Origin of the sequence: Enterococcus quebecensis (genome assembly GCF_001730365.1) — a bacterium.
Classification (GTDB): domain Bacteria; phylum Bacillota; class Bacilli; order Lactobacillales; family Enterococcaceae; genus Enterococcus_L; species Enterococcus_L quebecensis.
Genome location: NZ_MIKB01000002.1, coordinates 22,061 through 45,616 on the forward strand (window position 1 = coordinate 22,061; position 23,556 = coordinate 45,616).

General features: G+C 37.7%; 20 protein-coding genes. 15 read left to right on the forward strand and 5 right to left on the reverse strand.

The genetic code is table 11. The features are described 5' to 3' along the window. Positions 1–16: 16 nt before the first annotated feature. Complete coding sequence (locus BCR23_RS02930; RefSeq protein ID WP_069634023.1) at positions 17–268, reverse strand: hypothetical protein; 252 nt, start codon at positions 266–268, stop codon at positions 17–19. Positions 269–435: 167 nt separating this feature from the next. Here BCR23_RS02930 and BCR23_RS02935 point away from each other — a divergent pair, with 167 nt between their 5' ends. The 7 genes from BCR23_RS02935 (at position 436) to BCR23_RS02960 (ending at position 8,394) form a co-directional block, all read left to right on the forward strand. After that, a complete protein-coding gene (locus tag BCR23_RS02935) occupies positions 436–1,080 on the forward strand; it encodes a recombinase family protein (RefSeq protein WP_069634024.1) in 645 nt (214 codons plus the stop codon). Between the two features lie 222 nt (positions 1,081–1,302). Continuing rightward, the gene (locus BCR23_RS02940) at positions 1,303–1,632 is read left to right on the forward strand and encodes a hypothetical protein (protein WP_069634025.1); all 330 of its coding nucleotides are present in this window, start codon (positions 1,303–1,305) and stop codon (positions 1,630–1,632) included. Between the two features lie 38 nt (positions 1,633–1,670). Continuing rightward, a complete protein-coding gene (locus BCR23_RS14685; RefSeq protein ID WP_167352145.1) occupies positions 1,671–1,817 on the forward strand; it encodes a hypothetical protein in 147 nt (48 codons plus the stop codon). Between the two features lie 278 nt (positions 1,818–2,095). After that, a complete protein-coding gene (locus BCR23_RS02945) occupies positions 2,096–3,685 on the forward strand; it encodes a MucBP domain-containing protein (RefSeq protein ID WP_069634026.1) in 1,590 nt (529 codons plus the stop codon). 106 nt (positions 3,686–3,791) lie between these two features. Next, positions 3,792–4,328 carry a hypothetical protein gene (locus BCR23_RS02950; RefSeq protein ID WP_069634027.1) on the forward strand — a complete coding sequence of 179 codons (537 nt, stop codon included), beginning with the start codon at positions 3,792–3,794 and terminating at the stop codon, positions 4,326–4,328. Then, a complete protein-coding gene (locus BCR23_RS02955; RefSeq protein WP_069634028.1) occupies positions 4,321–7,182 on the forward strand; it encodes a hypothetical protein in 2,862 nt (953 codons plus the stop codon). The genes BCR23_RS02950 and BCR23_RS02955 overlap by 8 nt, the downstream gene beginning before the upstream one ends. A gap of 3 nt (positions 7,183–7,185) precedes the next feature. Continuing rightward, the gene (locus tag BCR23_RS02960; protein WP_071870079.1) at positions 7,186–8,394 is read left to right on the forward strand and encodes a hypothetical protein; all 1,209 of its coding nucleotides are present in this window, start codon (positions 7,186–7,188) and stop codon (positions 8,392–8,394) included. 181 nt (positions 8,395–8,575) lie between these two features. Here BCR23_RS02960 and BCR23_RS02965 read toward each other — a convergent pair whose 3' ends face one another. After that, positions 8,576–9,679, reverse strand: a complete 1,104-nt coding sequence (locus BCR23_RS02965; protein ID WP_069634030.1) for a DUF2806 domain-containing protein — start codon at positions 9,677–9,679, stop codon at positions 8,576–8,578. A 143-nt stretch (positions 9,680–9,822) separates the two neighbouring features. Between BCR23_RS02965 and BCR23_RS02970 the strand changes: the two genes are divergently transcribed. The 6 genes from BCR23_RS02970 (at position 9,823) to BCR23_RS02995 (ending at position 16,495) form a co-directional block, all read left to right on the forward strand. Next, positions 9,823–10,131 carry a hypothetical protein gene (locus BCR23_RS02970; protein WP_069634031.1) on the forward strand — a complete coding sequence of 103 codons (309 nt, stop codon included), beginning with the start codon at positions 9,823–9,825 and terminating at the stop codon, positions 10,129–10,131. Position 10,132: 1 nt separating this feature from the next. After that, the gene (locus BCR23_RS02975; protein WP_069634032.1) at positions 10,133–10,387 is read left to right on the forward strand and encodes a hypothetical protein; all 255 of its coding nucleotides are present in this window, start codon (positions 10,133–10,135) and stop codon (positions 10,385–10,387) included. 210 nt (positions 10,388–10,597) lie between these two features. Beyond that, a complete protein-coding gene (locus BCR23_RS02980; RefSeq protein WP_069634033.1) occupies positions 10,598–11,197 on the forward strand; it encodes an MT-A70 family methyltransferase in 600 nt (199 codons plus the stop codon). Positions 11,198–11,365: 168 nt separating this feature from the next. After that, positions 11,366–13,588, forward strand: coding sequence for a type IV secretory system conjugative DNA transfer family protein (locus tag BCR23_RS02985; protein WP_069634034.1), 2,223 nt, complete (start codon positions 11,366–11,368; stop codon positions 13,586–13,588). A gap of 147 nt (positions 13,589–13,735) precedes the next feature. After that, entirely contained in the window at positions 13,736–14,617 is an 882-nt protein-coding gene (locus BCR23_RS02990; protein WP_083241873.1) for a replication-relaxation family protein, read from the forward strand. 210 nt (positions 14,618–14,827) lie between these two features. Beyond that, on the forward strand, positions 14,828–16,495 hold the full coding sequence (locus BCR23_RS02995; protein ID WP_069634035.1) for a recombinase family protein: 1,668 nt from the start codon (positions 14,828–14,830) through the stop codon (positions 16,493–16,495). A 144-nt stretch (positions 16,496–16,639) separates the two neighbouring features. Here BCR23_RS02995 and lysA read toward each other — a convergent pair whose 3' ends face one another. From lysA to ppdK, 3 genes are all read right to left on the reverse strand, one after another. Then, the gene (lysA, locus tag BCR23_RS03000; protein WP_069634036.1) at positions 16,640–17,941 is read right to left on the reverse strand and encodes a diaminopimelate decarboxylase; all 1,302 of its coding nucleotides are present in this window, start codon (positions 17,939–17,941) and stop codon (positions 16,640–16,642) included. Between the two features lie 91 nt (positions 17,942–18,032). After that, positions 18,033–19,136, reverse strand: coding sequence for a serine hydrolase domain-containing protein (locus BCR23_RS03005; RefSeq protein WP_069634037.1), 1,104 nt, complete (start codon positions 19,134–19,136; stop codon positions 18,033–18,035). A gap of 138 nt (positions 19,137–19,274) precedes the next feature. Then, entirely contained in the window at positions 19,275–21,884 is a 2,610-nt protein-coding gene (ppdK, locus tag BCR23_RS03010; protein ID WP_069634038.1) for a pyruvate, phosphate dikinase, read from the reverse strand. A 171-nt stretch (positions 21,885–22,055) separates the two neighbouring features. On the opposite strand from ppdK, the gene ccpN reads away from it, so the two are divergent. Next, the gene (gene ccpN, locus BCR23_RS03015) at positions 22,056–22,691 is read left to right on the forward strand and encodes a transcriptional regulator CcpN (protein ID WP_069634039.1); all 636 of its coding nucleotides are present in this window, start codon (positions 22,056–22,058) and stop codon (positions 22,689–22,691) included. Between the two features lie 44 nt (positions 22,692–22,735). Next, positions 22,736–23,551, forward strand: a complete 816-nt coding sequence (locus BCR23_RS03020; RefSeq protein WP_069634040.1) for a pyruvate, water dikinase regulatory protein — start codon at positions 22,736–22,738, stop codon at positions 23,549–23,551. Positions 23,552–23,556 lie beyond the last annotated feature (5 nt).

Below are 23,556 nucleotides of genomic sequence, written 5' to 3' on the forward strand. Positions count from 1 at the left end.
CCAACTATTTCACCTCTTAAAATTTAATCTGACTGTCTCGAAGCGCAATAAGTTCTGCAATTTTGGGGAATTTTTCACTTTGAGTTGTTACACATTCAACTAGTTGAGCTAAATCTGACAACAATTGGTTATTGACTTCCATTCCAGTTTTCATACTGGCTATTGTACTTTGCCCCAAAGAGACTTGTTGTCCTTTATTGATAGTGACCGATTTAACACCTGAAACAGCAGCGGTTGCTAGGCTAGTACTAGAAGCAATTTTGCTCATAAAAAAGCCTCCTCTCGTCATTTATAGTGAAGTTTCGTTGAGTTTATTATAAAACCAGTATATCAAAAAATAGCTACATATTGTAAAAAACTCATAAATTTTTTTATAAACAATCTCTGCTTTACTATATATAAGTAACACAAAATAATACTATGGAGGTTTTCGTCATGGAAAAACTAAAAAAGAAACAGATTAAAGAATTAGAAAGCTTGGATTCAATTAAAATCGGTTATGCCCGTGTGTCCAGTCAAGAAGACAAACAACGCCTTGGAATGGAAGTTCAGAAGACAGCATTAAGCGATTGTCATGTCTTATTCACAGAAAAAGAAAGTGGCGGAAAAGATAATCGACTAGAATTAATGAATGTAATTACTCTAGCCAAGGAGCTGAGCAGTAAAAAAGTAGATGTTTCAATCTGTGTATACCGACTAGATCGATTAACTAGAAGAATGTTCACCCTAATATCTTTGATCGAAGAGTTTAACGAACATAATATTCGGCTCATCAGCTTACAGGAAAATTTAGAAACAGATACTCTTGTAGGTAAAATGCTGTGCATCTCTCTGGGGTTTGTGGCTGAAATGGAATTAGATAATATCCGATCCCGAACAAAAGATGGCTTACAACGAGCCAAATTAGAAGGTAAAAAATTAGGCAATCAAGGTTTACCTAAAAAAACTGAACAAAAAATTATTGATTTATATATTCTTAACTCTATACCAATTAAAGATATCGCGAAAAGATGTAAGGTAGCGGAATCTACGGTCTATAATGTTGCCCGTCGCAACAACCTTTCCAGAAGAAAAATGTAAGAAAAGACTTCCACTATTTCCTAACCTGTGGTAAACTTTATCTTAACCAATACTCTACTTAACCAACGTTTCGTAGAGGTCTAAAAATACATAATTCATTAAATTTCAAACGCTGATTCTAGAAGGTTACTACCTTTTGGAATTGGCGTTTTTGCGCTTTCTTTTAGCTATCTATTTGTCGTTGGTTCGATGGAGAAGTTGGACAGATAAGGAGGCGATAAATTGGGGATTATAGTACTAATTGTATTTGTAGTAGGTGGTGCATTGTATTTTCGGAGAAGAACCGTAAAAAAAGTACATGGATTGATGGACAATATTGATGGGCTTTGTATGGAGTTAGAAGTGGCTGTTCGTTCAGGAGACTTTTCTTCTTTAGAAGAAATCATCCTACAATCGGAAGAAATCAGAAAAACTTATCCATTTCTGGCTAGATTTGGTGACTTTAAACCTCTTCGGGCAGAATTCTTGAATCTGTATAATCAGCTACTCACACAAATTGATTCCGTTCACAGAGAACTAGAAGTTCAAAGACGTGTAAAGGAACTCAGCTAGACAAAGCGTTCATCAAACTTGAGAGGTGGTGAAAGATAATGGCACAACACACATATTACACAGAAGGTCAATTTGGGTATGATCCAAGTAAACCAAGAAAATGCCCAAAGTGCGGTGGAAAATCTTACAGTTCCAACCAAATTTCTGGTACAGCTAAATGCCCGCACTGCGGACATACGTTTTAAAAAGGATCGTTAACTTAGAGAGTAGCGTCTAGAAATACACGGCGTTACTCTTTAACAAATCACCTGTCAAGCAAAAAAACTTGACAAAATAGTGAAAACACGCTATAATGTGCAACAATACTTACCATTAGACAATTCTAACGGGCTAAAGTAGCACTTTTATAATAAGTGAGAAGTTTTTCTCCTTATTCGTGCTGTTTTAGCCCGTTTTTTATATAGATTTTTACGTTTAATCATAAAAAAATAAAAACGGCAAGTAGCCGAAAAGGAGAATAATTATGAAGAAAGAAACCAGAACTACACGTTTATTGTCGAAGAAACAAGGTCAAAAAGTTGTTTCTCTTGGGATGATTGTCACGTTATTTGCGCCACTCTTGTTGGCTCCAATTGCAAATGCAGAGGAAGTTTCAGCGACGCAACAACTAGCAGAAGAGCCAATTCAACTGGCTGAAAGTAGCCAAGTAGTAGAGATTCAAGAACCTGAAATTCAGGGTTCAGAAACAATTGTTGCAAAAGAAGTAGTTGTCGCTGAGAAACCCATTGTTGAAGTGGACGAGATCGAACAACCAATAGAAACTCAGCTTACAGAAAAATCATTGCTTGAAACTGAATTATCTCAAACACCTATTTTACCCGAACAAACAACAGATGAAACTACTGGTGTGTCGCTTGAGTTAGAAGTGGCTGACGAACTGGCCCCTCTTAAGGAATACCATGAAATTTTTGGGAAAGATATTGACAGAACTGCTTTAGAAGCAGCTTATAATAGCTACACAAGTTTGAATAAAGCAGATTATACTGCTGAATCTTGGACTACTGTTATGGAAAAAATTAACGGTCAGTTTGCCGGCGGTTGGTCATTATGGGATGGAGTGATAAACTACTACAATGAAAGTCCAAATATCTCTTTAGGAATGGACGGCCCTGAATTTGATGAACAAGGTGGACTGCTTAATGTATTGCAAAGTGTTCGAGATATGTTCGCAAACAATGTGTTGAGTGCAATCGGAGAACTAGTTGAAGCTCCTACCCCAACAGAAGACATAATATATTATGTTATGTATGTGGATGAAAATGGTAAAGAAATTGCGCCGACCATCTCCAAAACTGGAAAAGAATGGGAAGCAGCTACAGAGAAAGCACTAACGATTGCTGGATATACATTAGTAAGTAACCCCGAGTTAACCTTAACATTAGGAGACGGGTTAATTTTCAAATTTGAATATAAGAAAGATGAAATAGCGCCACCAATTGACGAAAACTTAAACCTTGACGCATTGAAAGCAGCTATTGCAACTGCGAATCCATTAAAAGAAGCTGATTATACACCAGAATCTTGGAAACCATTTGCAGAAGCAAAAGCAAACGCGGAAGCTGTTCTAGCTAAAGCAGAAGCTCAAAATACAAAAGCCACTTTGACTCAAGCTACTGTAGACGCCGCTACTAAAACCTTAACTGATACGCAATCAAAATTAGTTAAGAAAACTACAAGTGGCAACGATGACAATAACGACAGTAATAATACTGGCGACAATGGATCCAACTCTGGAAACAGCGGAAACAATAGCGCTGGCGGAAATAATTCTGGAAGAAATGGAAATAGCGACGCTAATAGAACAAACACTGGAGACTCCGCAAGCAATACGAATTCTGGAAATAAATCAGGAAACCAAACTGGCGGAAATGTTGCTACAGCTGACGAAAAACCATCTTCAAATAAAAATGGTCAAATTCCGAATGCTATGGCAGGAGAAAATTCCTTACCTCAAACTGGTGAAATAAATACACCAACTACCCTTTTAGGAATGATTCTCGTGGGAATTGCTAGTATTGGTACATTCATCTTCAAACGGAAACAAACTCACTAATTTTTAAGCCTTGTCAGATTTATTATGACAGGGCTTTTTTCTCGTCTAATTTTATCCGAAAGCTCATTAGGACATTGAAAACTTTTATGCTAAAATAGAGACAATTATGAATGAACAAGAACAGAATAACGCACGACCAACACCAACTAACAAGCTGAAAAAGCTATTTATTGGTGTTCTTTTATTAACTTTATTATTCTCGGTAACACTAAATATTGTCTTATTAACCCAGAAAAATAATCAAGACACACCGACAGCAAGAAATATAAATATCTGCGGAACAGACGACATAACGAAAAGTAACGAAAAACTGTCCGCCTTGACAGAGGAAAAAACAGCCTCAGAATATAAGGTCTTAGCTAATGACATTTCAAATCGTGAAAATTGGGAAGAAGATATAAACTGCCATTACATATCTTTCTATTCAGCAGTCTTAGACAATGACGCTGGGACTGCTGAAAAACAGTTTATGGCAATTAAAGAGCTTAGCGAATCTGGGCATAGCCTTGATTTAAGATTTGATAACATACTATCTATAAAAAGTATAGCAGCTATTTCTGATCAAATGAGACAAGGTGTAGTTAATTCAGATGATACTCTGGGTGGAACTCCAGAATCAACAGCCGGAGTAACCAGTGAATAAGATTGTCACTATTATTTCTATTGGAGTAGTATCATTGATCGCGAGCTTGATGATCTCAAGCTTTACTTTTGCAGCTACGAGTAATAGCCCGAGAAACGACTCGGAAGCAAGCACTAAAACGTGGTGTGATACCTTTGGTGCAGGTTGTGGAGCAGCCGGAGGAGCTATGTGGGTAAATAATACTTCCTCGAATATCTATGCAAACAATGTAAATATTTCTACAACAGGAAATTCTGTTTCTGCAACGATTTATGGCTCTATCTATACCTCTATTCATTATTACAATATTGGACGTACTGTCTATGCTACAAACATTACTGACGCTAAGGCATCAGGTAGCTTACCATTTTCTATAAATGGCGCAAATTGGCTTAGTAGAGGAGCAACACAGGCTCCAGGTTGGTTCTCTAGTGCTGGTCAAGGTACGCAAATTTCAATTAATGTAAGTAGTGTTCCTGCAGACGGTAAGACATACAATAAGTTTATTAGTGTTCGTCGTTGTTGGGGGTATTCACCTACTGGAATCGACGGAGCTTGTACGACTGAAAACACCCCTGTTCGAATAACAAGATCAAACCCAGTAAATTGGACTAGCTCTAGAAAATCATATATTTCAACCAATAAGGCCACAGTAAATGGCACAAATGGAGAAAGCAACCCACTTAAGGTTACCGCTGGTCAAACGTTATATTTTCGCCACAGATCAGATACAAGTGGATCTGGAGTGAATTATAGTTTAAATGTAAACGGTAAAGGCGCAAGGCTAGCCTCCTTTAACAATCCTCTCATCCGGCAAAATTCTACAGTAAATAATGTTACAGGATTCTACCAAATCTCTCCCTATTCTGGGGATAATGGAAGCTTTACATCCTACACGACAAATAAAGATGATATTGGTAAGACTATATGCCAAAGAATGTGGGTAAGTAAAATAGCTCACAATGCTGGAAGTGGCTATTCCAATTGGGTTTGTGCTAAAGTAGTCGCTGAACCGTGGCAATTATCATTAAATACTCAAATCAAAGGTAGCTTCACAGGCAATAATACTTATCAAAGTAAAAATATTACTGCTAAAGTTGGCGAAACGTTAAATTGGAAACATACTGCCACAAATACTACAAATTATGTTGCCCCAGCAGATGGAACAAATAAACATGGTTTCGGAACACTCGGGTATAATCTGCTTTATGCCAGAACAGCATCCCCTACAAACGGTGTAGCCTCACCTGAAAGTCACTGGGTTAGAAATACTGCCAACACGCCAAATATAAACAAAAACGGTGGTAGCTATTCCTATGAGGCAAGTAATTCAGTTTATCATGGACTCAGTGGAATTACAGGCATATATAGTCGCAATAATAACGGCAAACCGCCAACAAATTATACAATTAAATCGGAGGATGTCGGAAAGAATTTTTGCCAACGTCAATACACTGGACGAATAAAAGATGGTGGATCTGAAGCTTGGAGTGATTGGCGCTGTGCTTATGTGGCTTATGATTACGAAATCAAGCCCTGCATGGTCACACCTACAACTCCTTGTGGTGGTGTAGATATCCCATCAACACCTGGCGAAACGCCCACTCCCCCAGTCCCAACAATTGAGGTTCCATCAACGACAAAAGATACTCAGTGGGTGATTTCTGAATGGACAGTGCCTAGTGAAAAAGAAGCTAATCCAACGGCTACGAATTGGATTGACCCTGAAAGTGACTATAAGCACTATTATCGATCCGATTCTTGTGATGCTTATGACACAGCACATGGTGTGAGTCGAGCGGAAAGTAAGTGCGACAACAAAACCTATAAAGGCAATCAAATTTTCACTGGCACAACCACGTTTGCTAACCTAGCGAAAAACTTCGCTCTTCCAGAAGATGCGGAGCTAGGACAACGCTATTGTATCGCCCTGTCTGTTAGTCCCTATAAAATGACTGCTGGACAAACGGAAGACCAACAAAACACTAATAAGGATTGGCGACATAGCGCGCCTTACTGCTTGATCGCTATGAAGGAACCTAAAATGCAAGTCTGGGGTGGCAATACTTATGCAGAAAAAGGGATTCAAACATCAAGTCCTTTCAAGTATAAAGAGAACTCTTTTGGCTCATGGGTGGAATATGTAGGGCTCAGTGGCTCAAACATCGTAGGATTTGGTTCTGCTTCTGGTCCGACTACTGGACGTGCAATGAACAAGTCATTAACCTTTTCAAATAATACCGCTACATTAGGCAGTTATGGAACGGTACCCTCTAATGATGTGGTCAGTAAGCTACAAGCTCGCTACACTACGAACGTGACGAATGGCTGTAAAGAATCAGCCAATCCAAGATTTATCGTGTGTAAGAGTATTTCGTCCACCATTGATGTAAATGCTTTAGTCTCTTCACAAATCACAACTGGAAAGACAGTCATTATTGACGGACAAGATAAAACATTGAATATTACTGCAGATATCTCTATAAAAAATACCCCCTCTTCACTATCAGATATTCAACAAGTCATTCTCATTGGAAAAACGATTAATATCGCACCTAATGTAACCCAATTAGACGCTTGGCTACTTGCGGATGAATCAGTTGTGACTTGCGCCGAACCTAAAAATGGTACCTTGGTCAGGAACAAGTCCTTTGTTCTGCCTAAAAACTGCGATACACCGCTTAAAATCAATGGACCTATAAAAGCAAAAGCTCTTTATTCCTATCGTACGGCAGGTGGTTTGCGCGAAGAATCAGGTACACCTGCAGAAATTTATAATTTCAGAGCCGATACTTATTTATGGGCAAAAGCAAACTCAACGAATGCTGGTGCATACAGAACAACCTATACGAGAGAGTTATCACCGAGGTTTTAATAAATGAAAAAGGAAGAAAAGATGAAGAAAAGTCAATTTGCCAAATTTAAAGAAGGTGGTGTTTCCATGTTTTTAGTGGTTGCTGCGTGTTTATTGGTCAGCGTCGTTGTCGCCAGTTTTATCAGAGTAATGATTCGTGATCAGCAACAAGCCTCCCAACAAGACCTTTCTCAAAGTGCCTACGACTCCGCTCAGGCTGGTGTGGAAGATGCCAAACGATTTCTAAATTGGCAATTGAATAATTGTGGCGAGAATCAGACAGGTGCAACGGCAAAGCAATGTGAAAAAGTAGCTGCAGAACTAGCTAAAAGGACACAGGATCAGAGCTGTCAGATGTTAGGACACGCAGGAATTGGCAGTATAGATGGAGAAACCATTATCCAAACAAAAACATCTACGAATGATGCAGACTTAAATCAAGCCTATACCTGTGTAAAACTAGAAACTCAGACAGCTGATTTTCTTGGTGAGATTCCAGAGGGTGGCATGAAAGTCGTTCCATTAAAATCTCAATCCGTCTTTAATAAAGTAGAGATCAAATGGTTTATGCGTTCGGATTTAGGAGATACCACAAACCTAATTGTTGATTTGAATAATACTGGATTTAAAGATGGTGCCTACACCTTCCCGAAGAATGACAAGAAAATATGGACAACCAATCACCCAGCAGTATTACATACACAATTTATTTCTTTTGTGAATGGTGGAAATCTGGAAAGCTTAGATCAGCCATTTAATGGTTCTAACAATGGTGCCAGTTCATTAATTCTCTATCCAAATAAAATCGGATCATCTGTGAATTTAGGCGTTGATGGACGAACAAGAACTGGTAGAAATAATGCCAGTCTTGTAAAATGTGAACAATCACTAGAAACAGTAGCTTATGCCTGTCGAACAACTATTGATTTAGGAACGTCTGTCTCTCCATCTGCGCAGGCATTTATGGTTCTACGAACGTTCTACAACAAAAGCAATTTCTCTGTCAGTTTATATAATGATAATACCTTGGTGAACTTTGATGGTGTGCAGCCCGAAGTAGATAGTAATGGACGTGCGAATGACCAGTTTAGACGAGTGAAAAGTAGAATTGAGCTAGGTAATAGTAATTTCCCACTCCCTGACTTTGCGATTGACTTATCTGGTGAAGGAAGTAAACAGCTCTGTAAGGATTTTCAAGTGTCTCAATTAAGGCAAAAGTTCAATTGTGAATAAAAATCGATGAATAATTAGATTTTCGTGTGCTGAATGCGGGAAATGCCACCGACTTTTTCCATTAACGTGATTGCTCGTTTAGATTCCTTTTCATTTTTCATTAGATGATTGGGCAATCTACAGCGCTCACTAAGTATCTTTTCTGCACTCAGCACATGAAAGGAGGACTAGTTTAACCACTTTAAATGATTAGTGCTGTTGACCAATCAATATCTGTCATATCTTCAAAACTTTCCAAATCTTCAACATCAAAAATGGACATAATCAATGGAACTCTCTGCCATTGTTTCTTCATGATTTTGGCTAATTCAATGAAGAAATCATTAGATGAATTAAATTCAATGATCTCCATTAATTCCTCTCCAACCGTTGTGAATGAAAAGTCACTGTAGCTCAGCTGACAGGTTTGCTTTTCTTTTGTACGTATAGCTAAGACTAGATTAAGATTCTGAAAACCAACAAGTTCATCATCGAAAACAGCCATCTTGTTCTTTCTTGGAACGCCCACATCTACAAAACCACATTCATTCATTAATAAGAATTCTTTATTTTCTATACCGTATTTCTTATACAACTCAAATTCTTCTTCTGTGGTTGGCTTATATAAATAATAGTTGCCATCCTCATCATAAAGCGAAAGAGATGCTACTTGAAGAAATACTTCAATATCTTTTTTAGTCACTATTTTTAATGCCTCCACTAAGCGAGGAGAAAACTCCGTTGCCTGTATATCCTCTTCTGAAAGACCAAGCCATGTTAATTTTTCTTTAAATAAAGGAGAACGGTGTTCTTTTCTCATTACTTTTTCCATTTGTCGATAAGTAGTATTTCCTTTTTTCTGAACTGCTAAGGCATAATATAAAGCTTCGGAAAGGAACAAATAAATTGTCTCTTTACGATTTGCGTAGTAAGAAGAAATCAATCCTTGCCGAATATCCCCTGATAAATTTTTTCCATTCTTTATTGCTCGTAACAATTTTTCTGCGACTTTCTCCGCATTAAATTTACTATTCCGATCATTAATCAATGAAAAGCGAGTAGCCATACCATAGATATATTCTGAATGAGTTTGTCTCTTCATCATTTCTGAAATCTCATCATATAGCGATTTTCCTTTGTTGCTTCCTTGAAAAAATTGGTTATAAAAGTAGTTTGTTAAAAAATCATCCGAATGTTCCACTAAAACATGAGACATTGCTTCACTTATATGTTTAGGAAATTTCCACTCCCCAACTTCCATAGACTCCTCTAAGACAATCTGAAAATAGGCGGGTATGTTGAACATATTTATCCTCCTCGAAATTAGCAAGATTTTAGCAATGGTTTTAGCAACAAATGCCAAAACCAACATGCTAGAATTTTCTCATCAGCTAGTTGATAAAAAAATCATACCATATTCTCGAGTATATGGTCTAGGAGGTTACTTAAATGAACAACCAAGAACAAAACGATTATTCCGCAGCCCTTAGTCCAACCAACTTTTCAACGGATCATATGCCCATCGCTACGAAACGTCAAATACACAAAGATTCATGCGAGATCGTGCGCGCCGTGGTGCGTAAAAACTTGCTAGAGAACGGTATGTCGCTTATCACGAACACCGCTATGACGAACATTGCCAACTTATCAATGTTAGAGCAACAGCTCTCAGATATGGCACCAACTGCTGAACCACGCCTCAAAATGATTGTAGATGAATACACGATTCGAGCAAATCAAAGATTGGGAGGAAATTAATATGCATTTCGATATTGTCACTAGTTTTATGTGTTTCTTTTTAATTATTGGTATTGCCACAACTGGTTTGTTTGCTTACTGGTTTATTGTTGATTTTTTTAAGAAAGACAAACCTGTGAATAATGAACCAGAATACACCGAAGAAGAACAATTCTATGCCTCATTGCTCCAACAAAAAGTGGATTTGGATGCCGATGCCTTCGCCACTCGAAAAGCCATGATGGATGAATTTTTGCGACACAATAAAGAGCTGTAAAGCGAATGAAGAGTGTCAAAAAAAATATTTTGACACTCTTTCTAAAACAACTTTTCAGTTGGATAGTGAACCCTCTTATCTGACTGTGTACCTCTGTAAAGTCGTGTCTTATCGGTCAATATCTCACACAATTTTACACTAGAAACCTGCGTAACGATAGTATTTAATGGTCACTAGAATACAAGCATAAAAGCGAAAGGACTGATTATCATGAATCAAAACCAACCTAAAAAATTTAAAACCATTTTAGCTGATCCACCATGGGATATCCAACAAAAAGGAAACTACGGCGCCGTCAAGCATTACAACTTGATGACGCTGGATCGAATTAAAGCCATGCCAGTCGCAGATCTTGTGGAAGACAATGCTCATTGTTGGCTTTGGGTGACCAACGCCACCTTAGAAGCAGGATATGACGTGCTTCGTGCATGGGGCTTTACGCCACGCAGTATTTTTACTTGGGTTAAGCCTCGGCTTGGGTTAGGTGTCTATTTACGAAATTGTACGGAACACTTATTACTCGGCACACGAGGCAAAGCACCGATTCAGTTCAAAGGACAAATGAACTGGGGCTTTCTACCTCTTCAAGACCACAGCCACAAACCAGAAGAAGTCTATGACATCATTGAGCGCTGTTCAGAAGGTGAATACTTGGAATTGTTCGCTCGCCGTCCACGTTATAATTGGAAAATTTGGGGCAATGAAGTCGCTTGTGACATTAAAATGAAAAACTATCCTGTCCCTGCTTACTCGATCCATTTTAGGGATTTCTCAAAAGAATCGACAGAGGGAGTTGTGAATGAGCCATGAAAAAGCTAGTAGGCTACCTATTCCTATTTTTCTGTATGTGTCTGTTGCTAAATATTTCTGCTCGATTAGTTCTTCAATACTGGTGGGTACTGGTCATCATGGCGGCAATATTGACCATCTGTATTGTCTCATACCGCATTGCCAAAGCCAACGAATGGAAGTGATCGTATGAAGCATCTACCAGAAAACTTAGTGTTTAAAGAATTCTCTTGGAGTCGTCCCTTTTCTCAAGAACAAGTGGAACAGGTGATCCACCATCTGTTTACTTTGCATCCTAGAGGCACGATTGTCTTAGAAATTCGAGGATTTAACAAAAACGTTCACTATTACATTGGTGCAGACAAGCAGGATTTTTCCAAAATCGAAGCGGTATTCAGTTCGTATGGGTCACAAGATTTCTCCGAACAATTTTCATTTGATGCACCAGAACGTCAACCTGTTTTATGGGCAAAAAAGCTCAGTTCTCATCGTTCAAAATTCCCCCTACAAACGACCGCTATTGAATCGTTAACCCAAGCTGTGTTAGCGATTCTTTCAAAACAAGAGAAGGAACAGGTAGTCATCCAAGTATTGTTAGGTAGAAATTATCAGCCGATGCAAGTCCCAAACGATATTCCAGATCCACATACACCACTCTTTTCTATGATTTTAGGAAATATTCCACGGGCATCAACAGAAACCCGAGCAATGATTCAAGAAAAGATCAGAACACATCGGGTGGGCTGTGTTGTCCGATTTGGTAGTTCCGTCAAAAGTCCAATAAAAGCAAATAAACAATTTGAAGCACTTCTCAGTGTCTTTCGGAAAATGGAACAACCAAAGCTACAGTTAACGTTAGTCAATGATAAAGCAGAAAGACTGAATGTCGCTTCTACCCCTTGGCAAATGCCATTACAAGTAAATGTGACGGAATGCGCGAGTTTATTCTTTCTACCGACTGGAGAGGCACTTGATTACGAAGGTGTCCCACCGATTCATCCACGATTATTATTGCCACCTCCTTGGATGGTTGATCCACCAGAAAACGAGCAACGCTCCTTTGGGACTACTTTGAATCAAAATCTAAATAGCCGAAGAAAACTGACGATCTCCCCCTTAGATGCCTGTCGCCATACGTGGTGCGTCGGTCCTGCAGGAGTCGGGAAAACAAATGCCCTCCTACACGAAATCATGAGTGATATAAAGGCAAAACGTCCTGTGTTGATTTGCGAGCCTAATAGTGACCTCACGAATGATATTTGTCGAAGAATTCCAAAAGACCGTTTACAAGATGTGATTTACCTTGACCCTTGTGATCCAGAAGCGGTGGCAGGATTTAATCCGTTGGCTCTCTCGAAGGAAGTCGATCCATCCTTAATTGCAGAAGCGATACTAAGTATCTTCAAAGGGGTTTTTAAAGACAATTTTGGCGTGTTTTCACAAGACTTATTGACCAGTGGATTACTCACGCTCGCAGCAAACGATGACGTCACACTTTTACACCTGCCTCTACTTTTTACCGATGATCGCTACCGCAGAAAAATGTTGAAAAAAGTAACAAATTTGGAATTGCTTCACTTTTGGGCGCAGTGGGAAGACCTCAGTGAAAATGAACAACGACAACAACTTCGCCCTGTATTGAATAAACTCCGTCAATTTAGTTTACGAGAAGGGTTGAAGAATTGTCTGGCGCAAAAGCAACCCAAATGGAGCTTGACCGACTTTTTCAAAACAGGACGGAGTCCAATCATTTTAATCCCCCTCAATAAGGGCGTGTTGGGCGCAGAAGCCGTTTCATTGCTTGGCGCGATGATTATCTCGATGGTCTGGATGCTTTGCCTGAATCGGTCGACAGTACCGATTGAAGAACGGCAGATATGTAGTTTGTATTTGGATGAGGCGCAGAATTTTTTGCACCTGCCATTAGATATCTCAGAAGCACTTGCCCAAGCAAGGAAGTACCGCATGGCAATCCACATTGCCAATCAATACCGAAATCAAATGCCTACTGATTTACGTTCAGGATTAGATACAAATACACAGAATAAAATTCTATTTCAGCTGAATAGTTCAGATGCGAAAGATTTCGCCGCACTCGCTTCGCCAGATCTGCAAGCTGTTGATTTTCGCAAGATTCCACCATACTCCGTCTATTGTAATTTCCTTGTCGGAGGCAAGCCTACAGGATGGATGAGTGGTATTACTGATCCGCCCACACCGGAAATTACTGATTTAGAAATGGTAAAAAATGAAAGTCGAAAACGGTACGGAATGCCAGTTTCAGAAATTAACGAAATGATGAAAGAGACTTTCGGTTATCCGAGTGTTTCTGAAGTATTACCTACAGAAGAAACGAAACCAGAACTGAAGATAGGACGACGAAAACAAGGAAAAACGGAAGAAAAAGAGTGACTCTTCGGGTGGGTGTTCGGGTAAAGATAAAAACTACCAGACTCCCCGACGATAAAGGAAAGTGATCACTTTAAGGACGGAGACTCTTCTGTCTATTTTAATAGACAGATAGAGTTTTGATGAAAGAATTTAAGGAGGAGATGTTTTATGAACAATCAACAGAATCAGCCAGAAAATAAACGAGTGAGCAGAAAACAACTGATAGAAGTGGATCAACAACTAACCGATAAGGATAAAGAGTTACTACTTCTTTTAAGAAAATGTCGCTTTTTATCTACGGAACAAATCAGACAGATTTTCTTTCATGATAGTCCAAATCAGACTGCTGGAAAGAAACGAACCAATCGATTCATTAACCGATTAGATACCGCTGGTGTTATCTTCTTTCTTGAGAGACGTATTGGAGGAATCCAAAAAGGCTCGTCTAGCCGAGTGATTAGCTTAACACCAGCTGGATACAAATTAGTATATAAATGGCTAGAGATTGATAAACCTTATCCAAAGAAACGAATCACAGAATTATCCTATTTCAATATCACTCACCACTTAGCTATTTCAGAAATCTATACCCAACTGATGGAACTTCAACTACAAGATAAACTGGAAGTTCATCTCTCACAATTTGAACCTGCCGCTTGGCGTACCTTTAACCAACGAGGTATTCTCAAATTCCTCAAACCAGATTTGTATGTGGAACTGTTGGTGGATGACTATATTGACAGTTACTTTCTCGAAATTGATTTGGATAGCGAGCCCCCTCATCGGATTGTGAAGAAGTGTCAGGAAGCTTATTTAACTTATTTTCAGAGTGGTGTAGAACAGCGTCAACATGACGGCGTCTTTCCCTTTATTGTTTGGATCGTGCCGAGTACCAAGCGACGAGATACGCTACTCAAGCATTTAACTCAGAAATTAGGTGAGTCCATTTTACTCTTTCGAGTGATTACATTTGAGGAATTTTCCTTATTGATTATTGGTGGTGGTGAGTTGCCAGAGAAAGAAGGTGATGAACATGACAAAGAAAAATAAACCATCGACTGTCAGAAAAATTGGTTCCACCACCTATATCATCCACCGAAAATTTATCGGTAATCAATCTCTTCGATCCATTATAGAACGACTTATTTTACAAGGAAAATAGACAAAATCAAGACTCCACTTTTACTCCGAGCAGAGGTATACTGTCAGTGGGTTATAGGTGAAATCAACTATTTCAACAAATAAGAGGAGGACACTTATATGAACACACGTACATTGACAATTAAAGACTATACACAGGTAGATTTAACGCAACAAGAAAATATCACCGTCGTTTATTGTCGGTTATCAAACGATGATAAAAATGCAAATGAAAGTGATTCGATTGCCAATCAAAAGAAAATTTTATTGGAGGTTGTTGAAAAAGAGCAACTGATCAACCCGATTTACTTTGTAGATGACGGGATTACTGGTACGAGTTTATCGTACCGTCCCGCTATCTCAAGAGCAGTCGAACTCGTTGAGGCAGGCAAAGTCAAAAATTTCATTGTGAAGGATTTGAGTCGTCTCGCTCGGAACTATTTGGATTCTGGAAAACTTATTGAGATTACGTTTCCTGAAAACGACGTTCGCTTCATTGCCGTGAATGATGGATTTGATAGTAGTAAGCAATCGGATAATGACGCCAACCTACTTCCACTGAGGAATCTCTTCAATGAGTGGTATGCACGGGATACCAGTAAAAAAATCCGAGCCGTTAAGCAAGCGAAGGCAAAAGCTGGCGAACGGATGATAAGCCACGCCATTTATGGGTATAAGCGCGATGCAGAGAATCCTAAGAAGTGGGTCATTGATCCTCTAGGGGCAGAAATTGTCCAGAGGATTTTTTCTGAAGTAAAAGCTGGGAAAACTTTATACAAAATAGCCAGAGACTTAGAAAGGGATCATGTCGAAACACCTTCGAGACGAAGAATTTCACTAGGAGAAAATACTCAAGTAGTAAGTTTAGGCATATACAATTGGAATAGATCTATGGTGGTAGATATTATTGGAAAAATGGAATATCTAGGACATACTGTAAACGGGAAAACTCGAAGAAAATCATTTAAAGATAAAACAACAATCAAGCTTCCTAAAGAAGAATGGTTGATTTTCAAGAACACCCATGAGGCGATTATCGACCAAGAAACTTTTGATATCGTACAAAAAATGCGACAACATAAGCGAGTGTCAGGTAATCCTAGATTTAAAATTGGACATGAGAATTTGTTTGCGGGATTGGTCTTTTGCGAGACATGTGGTAGCAAGCATTACTACTGTGCTTTTGAAAAGAATGGACAGAATTTAGATCATTATAAATGTTCTAAATATGCCCGAACCTTTGATCGTTGCGAAAATCCACACTATATCCGAAAAGCCGACTTAGAAGACATTGTCTTAACAGAGCTAAATCAACTCCTAAAGACAATCAATTTTGATAAACAAGTCTTTTTGAAAAAACTAGAGAAAAAATTCCAACTAGAATCAAGTAAAACGATGAATCATCAACGCCAAAAGCTTTTAGCTGATGAACGACGCTATGAAGAGATCGACCGAATTATCCAACGATTATATGAAGATACTCTTTCTGGGAAATTAACCGATGAGCGCTTTATGAAAATGAGTCAGACTTACGAAGAAGAACAAACACAACTGATTGATACTATTTCGGTCGCTAAAACAAATCTTTCAGCACAAGAAAATCAAAGTTTAGATGTTTCAAGATTTATGGATAGAGTCAAGAAATACACTCAACTGGAAGCGTTGAGTGTGGAGATTGTGAACGAGTTGATTGACAAAATTATCATTCACAAGCCTGAAGGAACTAAGCGAAATCGAATCTTGACTATTGATATCCATTACAATTTTATTGGTAATCTAAAAGACTAAAAAGTGAGTAGCGTTACGGCTACTCACTTACTTAACTATTATAGACTGCTGGGTGACTGGACAGCTAAAAGTAAAAATCACTTTTTCCTCATACTCTACAAAAACAATAAATCTCGGCACAACGTCTTTTATTACCTCTTATTACTATTCACAATCCAACGCAATCAAATCTTCATAAGTCTCACGACGAATCACCAATTTATCTTGGCCATTTTCTACAAAAACAACTGCAGGTTTTACATTACGGTTATAATTATTCGCCATTGAATAACCATATGCACCTGTACTTGTTATAGCAAATAGATCTCCAGCTTCTACTGGAGGTAAATCAATTTCTTTGATCAAGACATCACCAGATTCACAATATTTCCCTACAATTCTCACTTCTTCCGGCTTTTCTGTACTGATTCTATTAGCTAGAAAACCATCATATTTGGCATCATATAAAGCAGGGCGTATATTATCACCCATTCCACCGTCTACAGAGATGTAATGTCTAACATCAGGAATCACTTTTTGCGAGCCAATGGTATAAATCGTTGTTCCAGCCTCAGCGATAATACTGCGGCCAGGTTCAATCCAAATTTCTGGAAATGAGTAATCTAATAATTCACATTGAGCTTTTACTGCATTTACAATAGCCTTTACAAAAACTTCTGGTTCCAGAGGATCATCAGATTCAGTGTATTTCACACCAAACCCACCACCCATATTCAAAATATTCACAGTGTAATCAAACTGATTTTTCCATTCATTTAAAATCAGCATCATTTTCTCAACAGCAGCTAAAAAGCCTTCCGCAGAAAAAATTTGCGAACCAATATGACAATGTGCCCCTTGTAAAATTAAGTGTTCATCTGCTAAGATTTTTTCTAAAGCCTCTGTAGCCTTTCCGCTATTTACATCAAATCCAAATTTGGAATCTACTTGTCCTGTTAAAATATAATCATGGGTTTGGGCATCTACTCCTGGCGTAATACGAAACATGACCTTTTGCTTTTTATCTTTTCCTTTTAAAATCTCGCTCAATAGATCGATTTCATAAAAATTATCAATAATGATCGTTCCTACTCCTTGTTCCACAGCGTAAACAAGTTCTTCTTTTGTTTTATTATTCCCATGAAACTCGATATTATCTGGCGACATACCACCTTTGATTGCAGTGTAAATTTCTCCTGCAGAGACAACATCACACCCTAATCCTTCTTCTTCCAAAAGTTTATACATGGCGATGCAGCAAAATGCTTTACCGGCATAAATCACCTTATTTTTTACGCCTAAAGAGTTGAATGTTTGTTTAAATCCTCTAGCACGTTGGCGAATATGAGCAACATCGTATACAAATAATGGTGTCCCATATTTCTCTGCTAAAACAGCAGTATCACACCCGCCAATCGTCAAATGTTCTTTTTCATTGAATTCAGCCGTTCCAAATAATAGCGGCATCTCTTCACCTTCTTTAATAGATTTATTAAAAATGATAGCATAAAAATGAAAAACTTCCTATCTATTTTTCATCCTATGCACAAAAAACGTCTTACTTATTCAGTAATTGATTATATAAACCTCTACTTAACTCACTCATTCCATTAACAGGTGCTTGATTAGCAAATAAAATCACTAGATTTTGATTAGCGAGATCACCATAGACAACCGTATTGTAAGCCCCTAAATTCCCTTCTGAATACTTTAGTCCATCAAAATAAAATATACCTGCTTGATATCCTTCTCTTTTGGCATCTGCGAGCTGTTCATATTGTTTTTGGTCAAAGAGTTGACCATTGGCTAGACTTTGAATGAATGTAAGAAAGTCCGCCGTAGACATATACATATTCCCAGCACCTAACAAACTTGAAAACAACTTTTCATTTGCTGAAAACGAATCAGTTTGGTAGTCTTGTCCTTCGTAAAAATATGGTTGTACTTTCGTTTCATTTTTTGGCAAGTTATCCCAAAAATAAGTGTGTTTTAAAGACAATTTTTCAATGACTCGTTTTTGTACTACGTCCTCATATTCTTGTCCACTAATTTTAGAAATTATTCCTGCCAGTAATGTATAGTTCCCGTTTGTATACATAAACTCTTTATCCGGCATTACTGCTAACGACTTTAACGCATTATCGATTTGACTTTTTTGAGTTTTTAAAAGTGTTGCTGGTTCTTCTTCTGGCATTAGAATACCAGAAGTATGATTAAGCATATCTCTGATTGTAATCGTTTGACTATACTTAAGCTCTGGATAAAAGCTTGCTAAAGTCGTATCCATTTTGAGTTCCCCGGCCTGGACTAGTTCTAAAATAATCGCTCCAGTAATTATTTTTTGTAAAGAAGCAATAGGATATACACTCTCTGTTTTATTGACAAGTTTTTTTTCTGCATCAGCATAGCCATAGCCTTGTTGAAAAAAAATATTGCCTTGACTAACTAATAAAGCTGTTCCTTGAAAATGACTTGTTTTGATTTCTTGGTCGATGTTCGTTTCCAACTCTGATTTTGTTACTACATTATGAGTAGGTTGTTTTTCTCCAGATGAATATTTGGCAAAAAATCCTGTGTCACTTTTTAGATTCCATCCAATGAAAAGAATAAAAAAGAAACACAATACGCCTATTAAAATATAGCTCTTTGAGCGCTTGTTCATCTATGTCACTTCTTTCTCAAAAACATTTCCTATAAATTATACCATTTACTAAAACAAAAACAGACTATCACGAACCAAAAAAATAAAACTGATCCAAAAATATTGCTTTTATAGCAATATTTTTAGATCAGTTGCTGATTATTTCTCTTTAGCGATTGTTAAAATAGCAGCCGGAATCCGATACGGAGAACATGAAATGTAATCCACACCGATTTTTTTTAAGAAGCGAATTGATTGGGGGTCTCCACCGACTTCACCACAGACCCCAATTTTAATTGTTGGATCAAAAGCTCTGATTTTATCAACAGCAATTCTCATTAACATCCCAACCCCCTCTTCATCAATATGTTGGAATGGGTCTGCCTTTAGCAGTTGTTTATTTTGATATGCACCTATAAATTTGACTGAGTCATCCCGTGAAAAACCATAGGTTAGTTGGGTTAAGTCGTTCGTACCGAAACTGAAGAAATCAGCAACTTCCGCTATTTTTTCAGCAGTTAAACAAGCTCTTGGTATTTCCAACATCGTTCCTATTTTGTACGGTACGATTTGCCCTTCAGTGTCAAAAATCGTTTGAATCGTTTGAACTAAACGTTCTCTTAGCCAACTCATCTCCTCTTGACTTCCGATTAAAGGAATCATGATTTCAGGTACAATAGTTATATCTGATTCATTTCGAGAGACATCTATAGCGCTTTCAATAATTGCAGCAACTTGCATCTCATAAATTTGCGGAGTGGTAACTGCTAAGCGACACCCCCGATGTCCTAGCATTGGATTTTGTTCATGCAATTCTTCAATTCGGTGATGAATTTCTGCCACCGTCCGCTTTGTAGCATTTGCCAAATGTATGATTTCTTCTTCTGTTTTAGGTAAAAATTCATGCAGTGGCGGATCCAGCAAGCGAATGGTACAGGATTTATCTTTTAACAAAGTAAACATTGTTAAAAAATCTACTTTTTGGAATTCTTTTAGTTTATTTAAAGGTGCTAATAGAGATTTCTCATCTTCTGCAAGAATCATTTTGCGCATTTCAAAAATTCGTTCCTCACCAAAAAACATATGCTCAGTTCTTGCTAAACCAATACCATCTGCACCTAATCTCAATGCAGTTTTTATATCTGCTGGTGTTTCAGCGTTTGCTTTTACACTAATAGCAGCTTCTTCTTTTGCCCACTCTGTAATTGTTTCAAGTAATTGCCACTCGTCTCCTTCAACATAAGGAATACTCCCTCTATAAATGGTTCCTGTTGTTCCATCCACTGAAATCGTATCACCTTGATGTATGACAACATCACCAGCTTTTGCCTGTTCTAAGAATTCATCTACATAAATTTCTTCGCATCCAGCAACACAGCAAACGCCCATACCTCTAGCTACAACTGCAGCATGGGAAGTCATACCTCCTCTAGAAGTCACAATCGCTTCACTAACAACCATGCCTTCAATATCTTCTGGGGAAGTTTCTTGACGAATTAAAATGACTTTTTCACCTTGTTCACTGGCTTTCTTTGCTTGTTCCGCAGTAAAATAGATTTTACCACTGGCAGCTCCTGGACTAGCTGGTAATCCTTTAGCAAAAATCTCGGCATGTGCTAATTGTTCTGGTTCAAATACTGGGTGAAGTAATTGAGTCACCATGGTTGGATTGATTCGTTGAATCGCTTCTTTTTTTGAAATAATTCCTTCTTCAACCAATTGGATGCAGATTTTGAATGCAGATTTAGCAGTTCGTTTACCATTTCTAGTTTGTAAAAGATAAAGTTTACGATTTTCAATGGTAAATTCGATATCTTGCATGTCTTTATAATGATTTTCAAGCAAATGACTTACCTTTAAAAACTCTTGATAAACATCAGGCATCAACACTTCAAGTTCGCTAATTGCTTGAGGCGTTCTGATTCCTGCCACCACATCTTCACCTTGAGCGTTTAGTAAAAATTCGCCGAAAATCCCTTTCTCTCCTGTTGCAGGATTTCTAGTAAATGCAACGCCTGTTCCACTCTCAGAACCAAAATTTCCAAATACCATTTCCTGAATATTAACTGCGGTACCTAATAATTCTGAAATATCATGGAGCCGACGATAAGTAATTGCTCTGGGATTATTCCACGAACGAAAAACAGCTTCTACGGCAAAAGCCAATTGTTCATAAGGGTCTTGCGGAAATGGTTGATGAGTTACTTCTAGAAAAATATTTTTATAAACCGCTACCAATTCTTGCCAATCTTCCACTTGCATTTCTGTATCAGCAACATAATTTTTCTTTGATTTGTAAAAATCTAACTGATCTTCGAAACGATTCTTATCAATACCACAAACAACATCGCCAAACATTTGCAATAGTCTTCTATAGCAATCGTAGGCAAAACGACCGTCACCTGTTTTTTTCATTAATCCGATAACAGTCTCGTCATTTAGACCTAAATTTAAAATCGTATCCATCATTCCCGGCATAGAAAACTTTGAACCACTTCTCACTGAAACTAATAGAGGGTTTGTTATATCACCAAATCTTTTTTTCGTTCTTTCTTCCATGCTACTAATGTGTAGCTTGATTTCTTCATATAGTTCATTTGACATGTGTTCTTTCTTTTTTAAATAATCTAAACATGCCTCTGTTGTAATCGTAAATCCTGTAGGCACGGGCAAATTTAACTTTGTCATTTCAGCTAAATTGGCTCCTTTGCCTCCTAATAAATCGACTTGTTCTTTGCTTCCTTCTGAAAAATCAACCACATAGTTCATGAACAACGCTCCTTCTTTTCAAATAGTGTATCACATATATCTAAAAACAATTATATTGTGTATCACATTGCAAGTCAAGAATCAAAAATGAAACTTTTTTTTACGGTTGATTTATTTTTATAAGAAATATATAATCATTAGTGTGTCACATTAAGAAAGTAGGTCGATAGAATGAAACTTACCTCAAGACAATTGGAGATCATTAAAATCGTCAAGGAAAATGAGCCGATCAGCGGTGATAGTATTGCTAAGACACTTGGTTTTAGTCGTGCCACTTTAAGAAGCGATTTAGCCATTTTAACGATGACCGGTTTGCTTGATGCTAGACCAAAAGTTGGTTATTTCTACACAGGGCAAACGGTTGAACCACTGCTTTATGAAAAATTATATAAAAAGAAAGTCAAAGATATTATGTTGCCGCCGATTTCAATCCATCAAAGTACCACGGTTTACGATGCCGTAACTAATTTATTCATTTATGACGTTGGCTCTTTATATGTTAAAGATGACAACGATGAATTAATCGGCATTTTATCTAGGAAAGATTTACTGCGGGCTGCAATTAGTAATCCAAATACCGAAAAAACACCAGTCGCTATGATCATGACTCGCATGCCTAATATTGTTACCATCACAGGGGAACGAACAATTTTGGAAGCAGGAGCTTTATTGATTCAGCATAATATAGACACTTTACCTGTTGTAGAAATCGATCAACCTAAAAAAGTTATTGGTAAGGTGACTAAAACGAAAATGATGGCTTATTTTATCCATGCTGGTAATGATATTGAAAAAGAAAACTATTAAAAATAATTATAGAAATAGTGAAGAAAAAAGAGGAGCGTACATTAATGAAAAATGACAAAATCAAAATTTATTTAGTATCAGATTCAGTTGGGGAAACTGCGCAAAAAATTATTTCTGCAGTCTCAGCTCAATACCCAAGTATTGACATGAGTGACATCAAACGTTTTCCTTTCATTACAGATGAGGAATTACTACAACCTATCTTAAGGGATGCTTTACATGATAAAGCAGTTGTTGTTACGACATTGGTAGATAAAAAACTGGTAAACTTAGTCGCAGACTTTGCCAAACGAACTGGGTTGCAATTTGTCGACTATATGAGTCCATTAAGCGAAATCGTTGAAGGAACCTTTGGTATTCAGCCTTTACAAGAACCGGGAGCTATTCATAAATTAAATGAACAATATTTTAGCCGTGTTTCTGCAATTGAATTTGCTGTCCGATACGATGACGGTAAAGATTCAAAAGGCTTTTTAGAAGCTGATTATGTACTATTAGGTGTTTCACGCACATCAAAAACACCACTGAGTATGTATATGGCCAATAGAAACCACAAAGTAGCCAACTTGCCTTTGATTCCAGAAGTTGCTTTACCGGCTGAATTGGATCAAATTGACCCTAAAAAAATCATTGGTCTGACAACCAATATCGACAGCTTGATGGACATTCGCAAATCTCGTTTGCATTCATTAGGATTAAAAGAAGACTCCGCCTACACAAATGCTGATCGTATCCAAGAAGAACTAAATTATGCAGCTAGTGTTTTTGAAAAATATAATGCTTTAGTAATCAATGTTGATAAAAAATCCATCGAAGAAACAACAACCATCATTGAAAATCTGACCAAAAACGAACACTAAGGAGT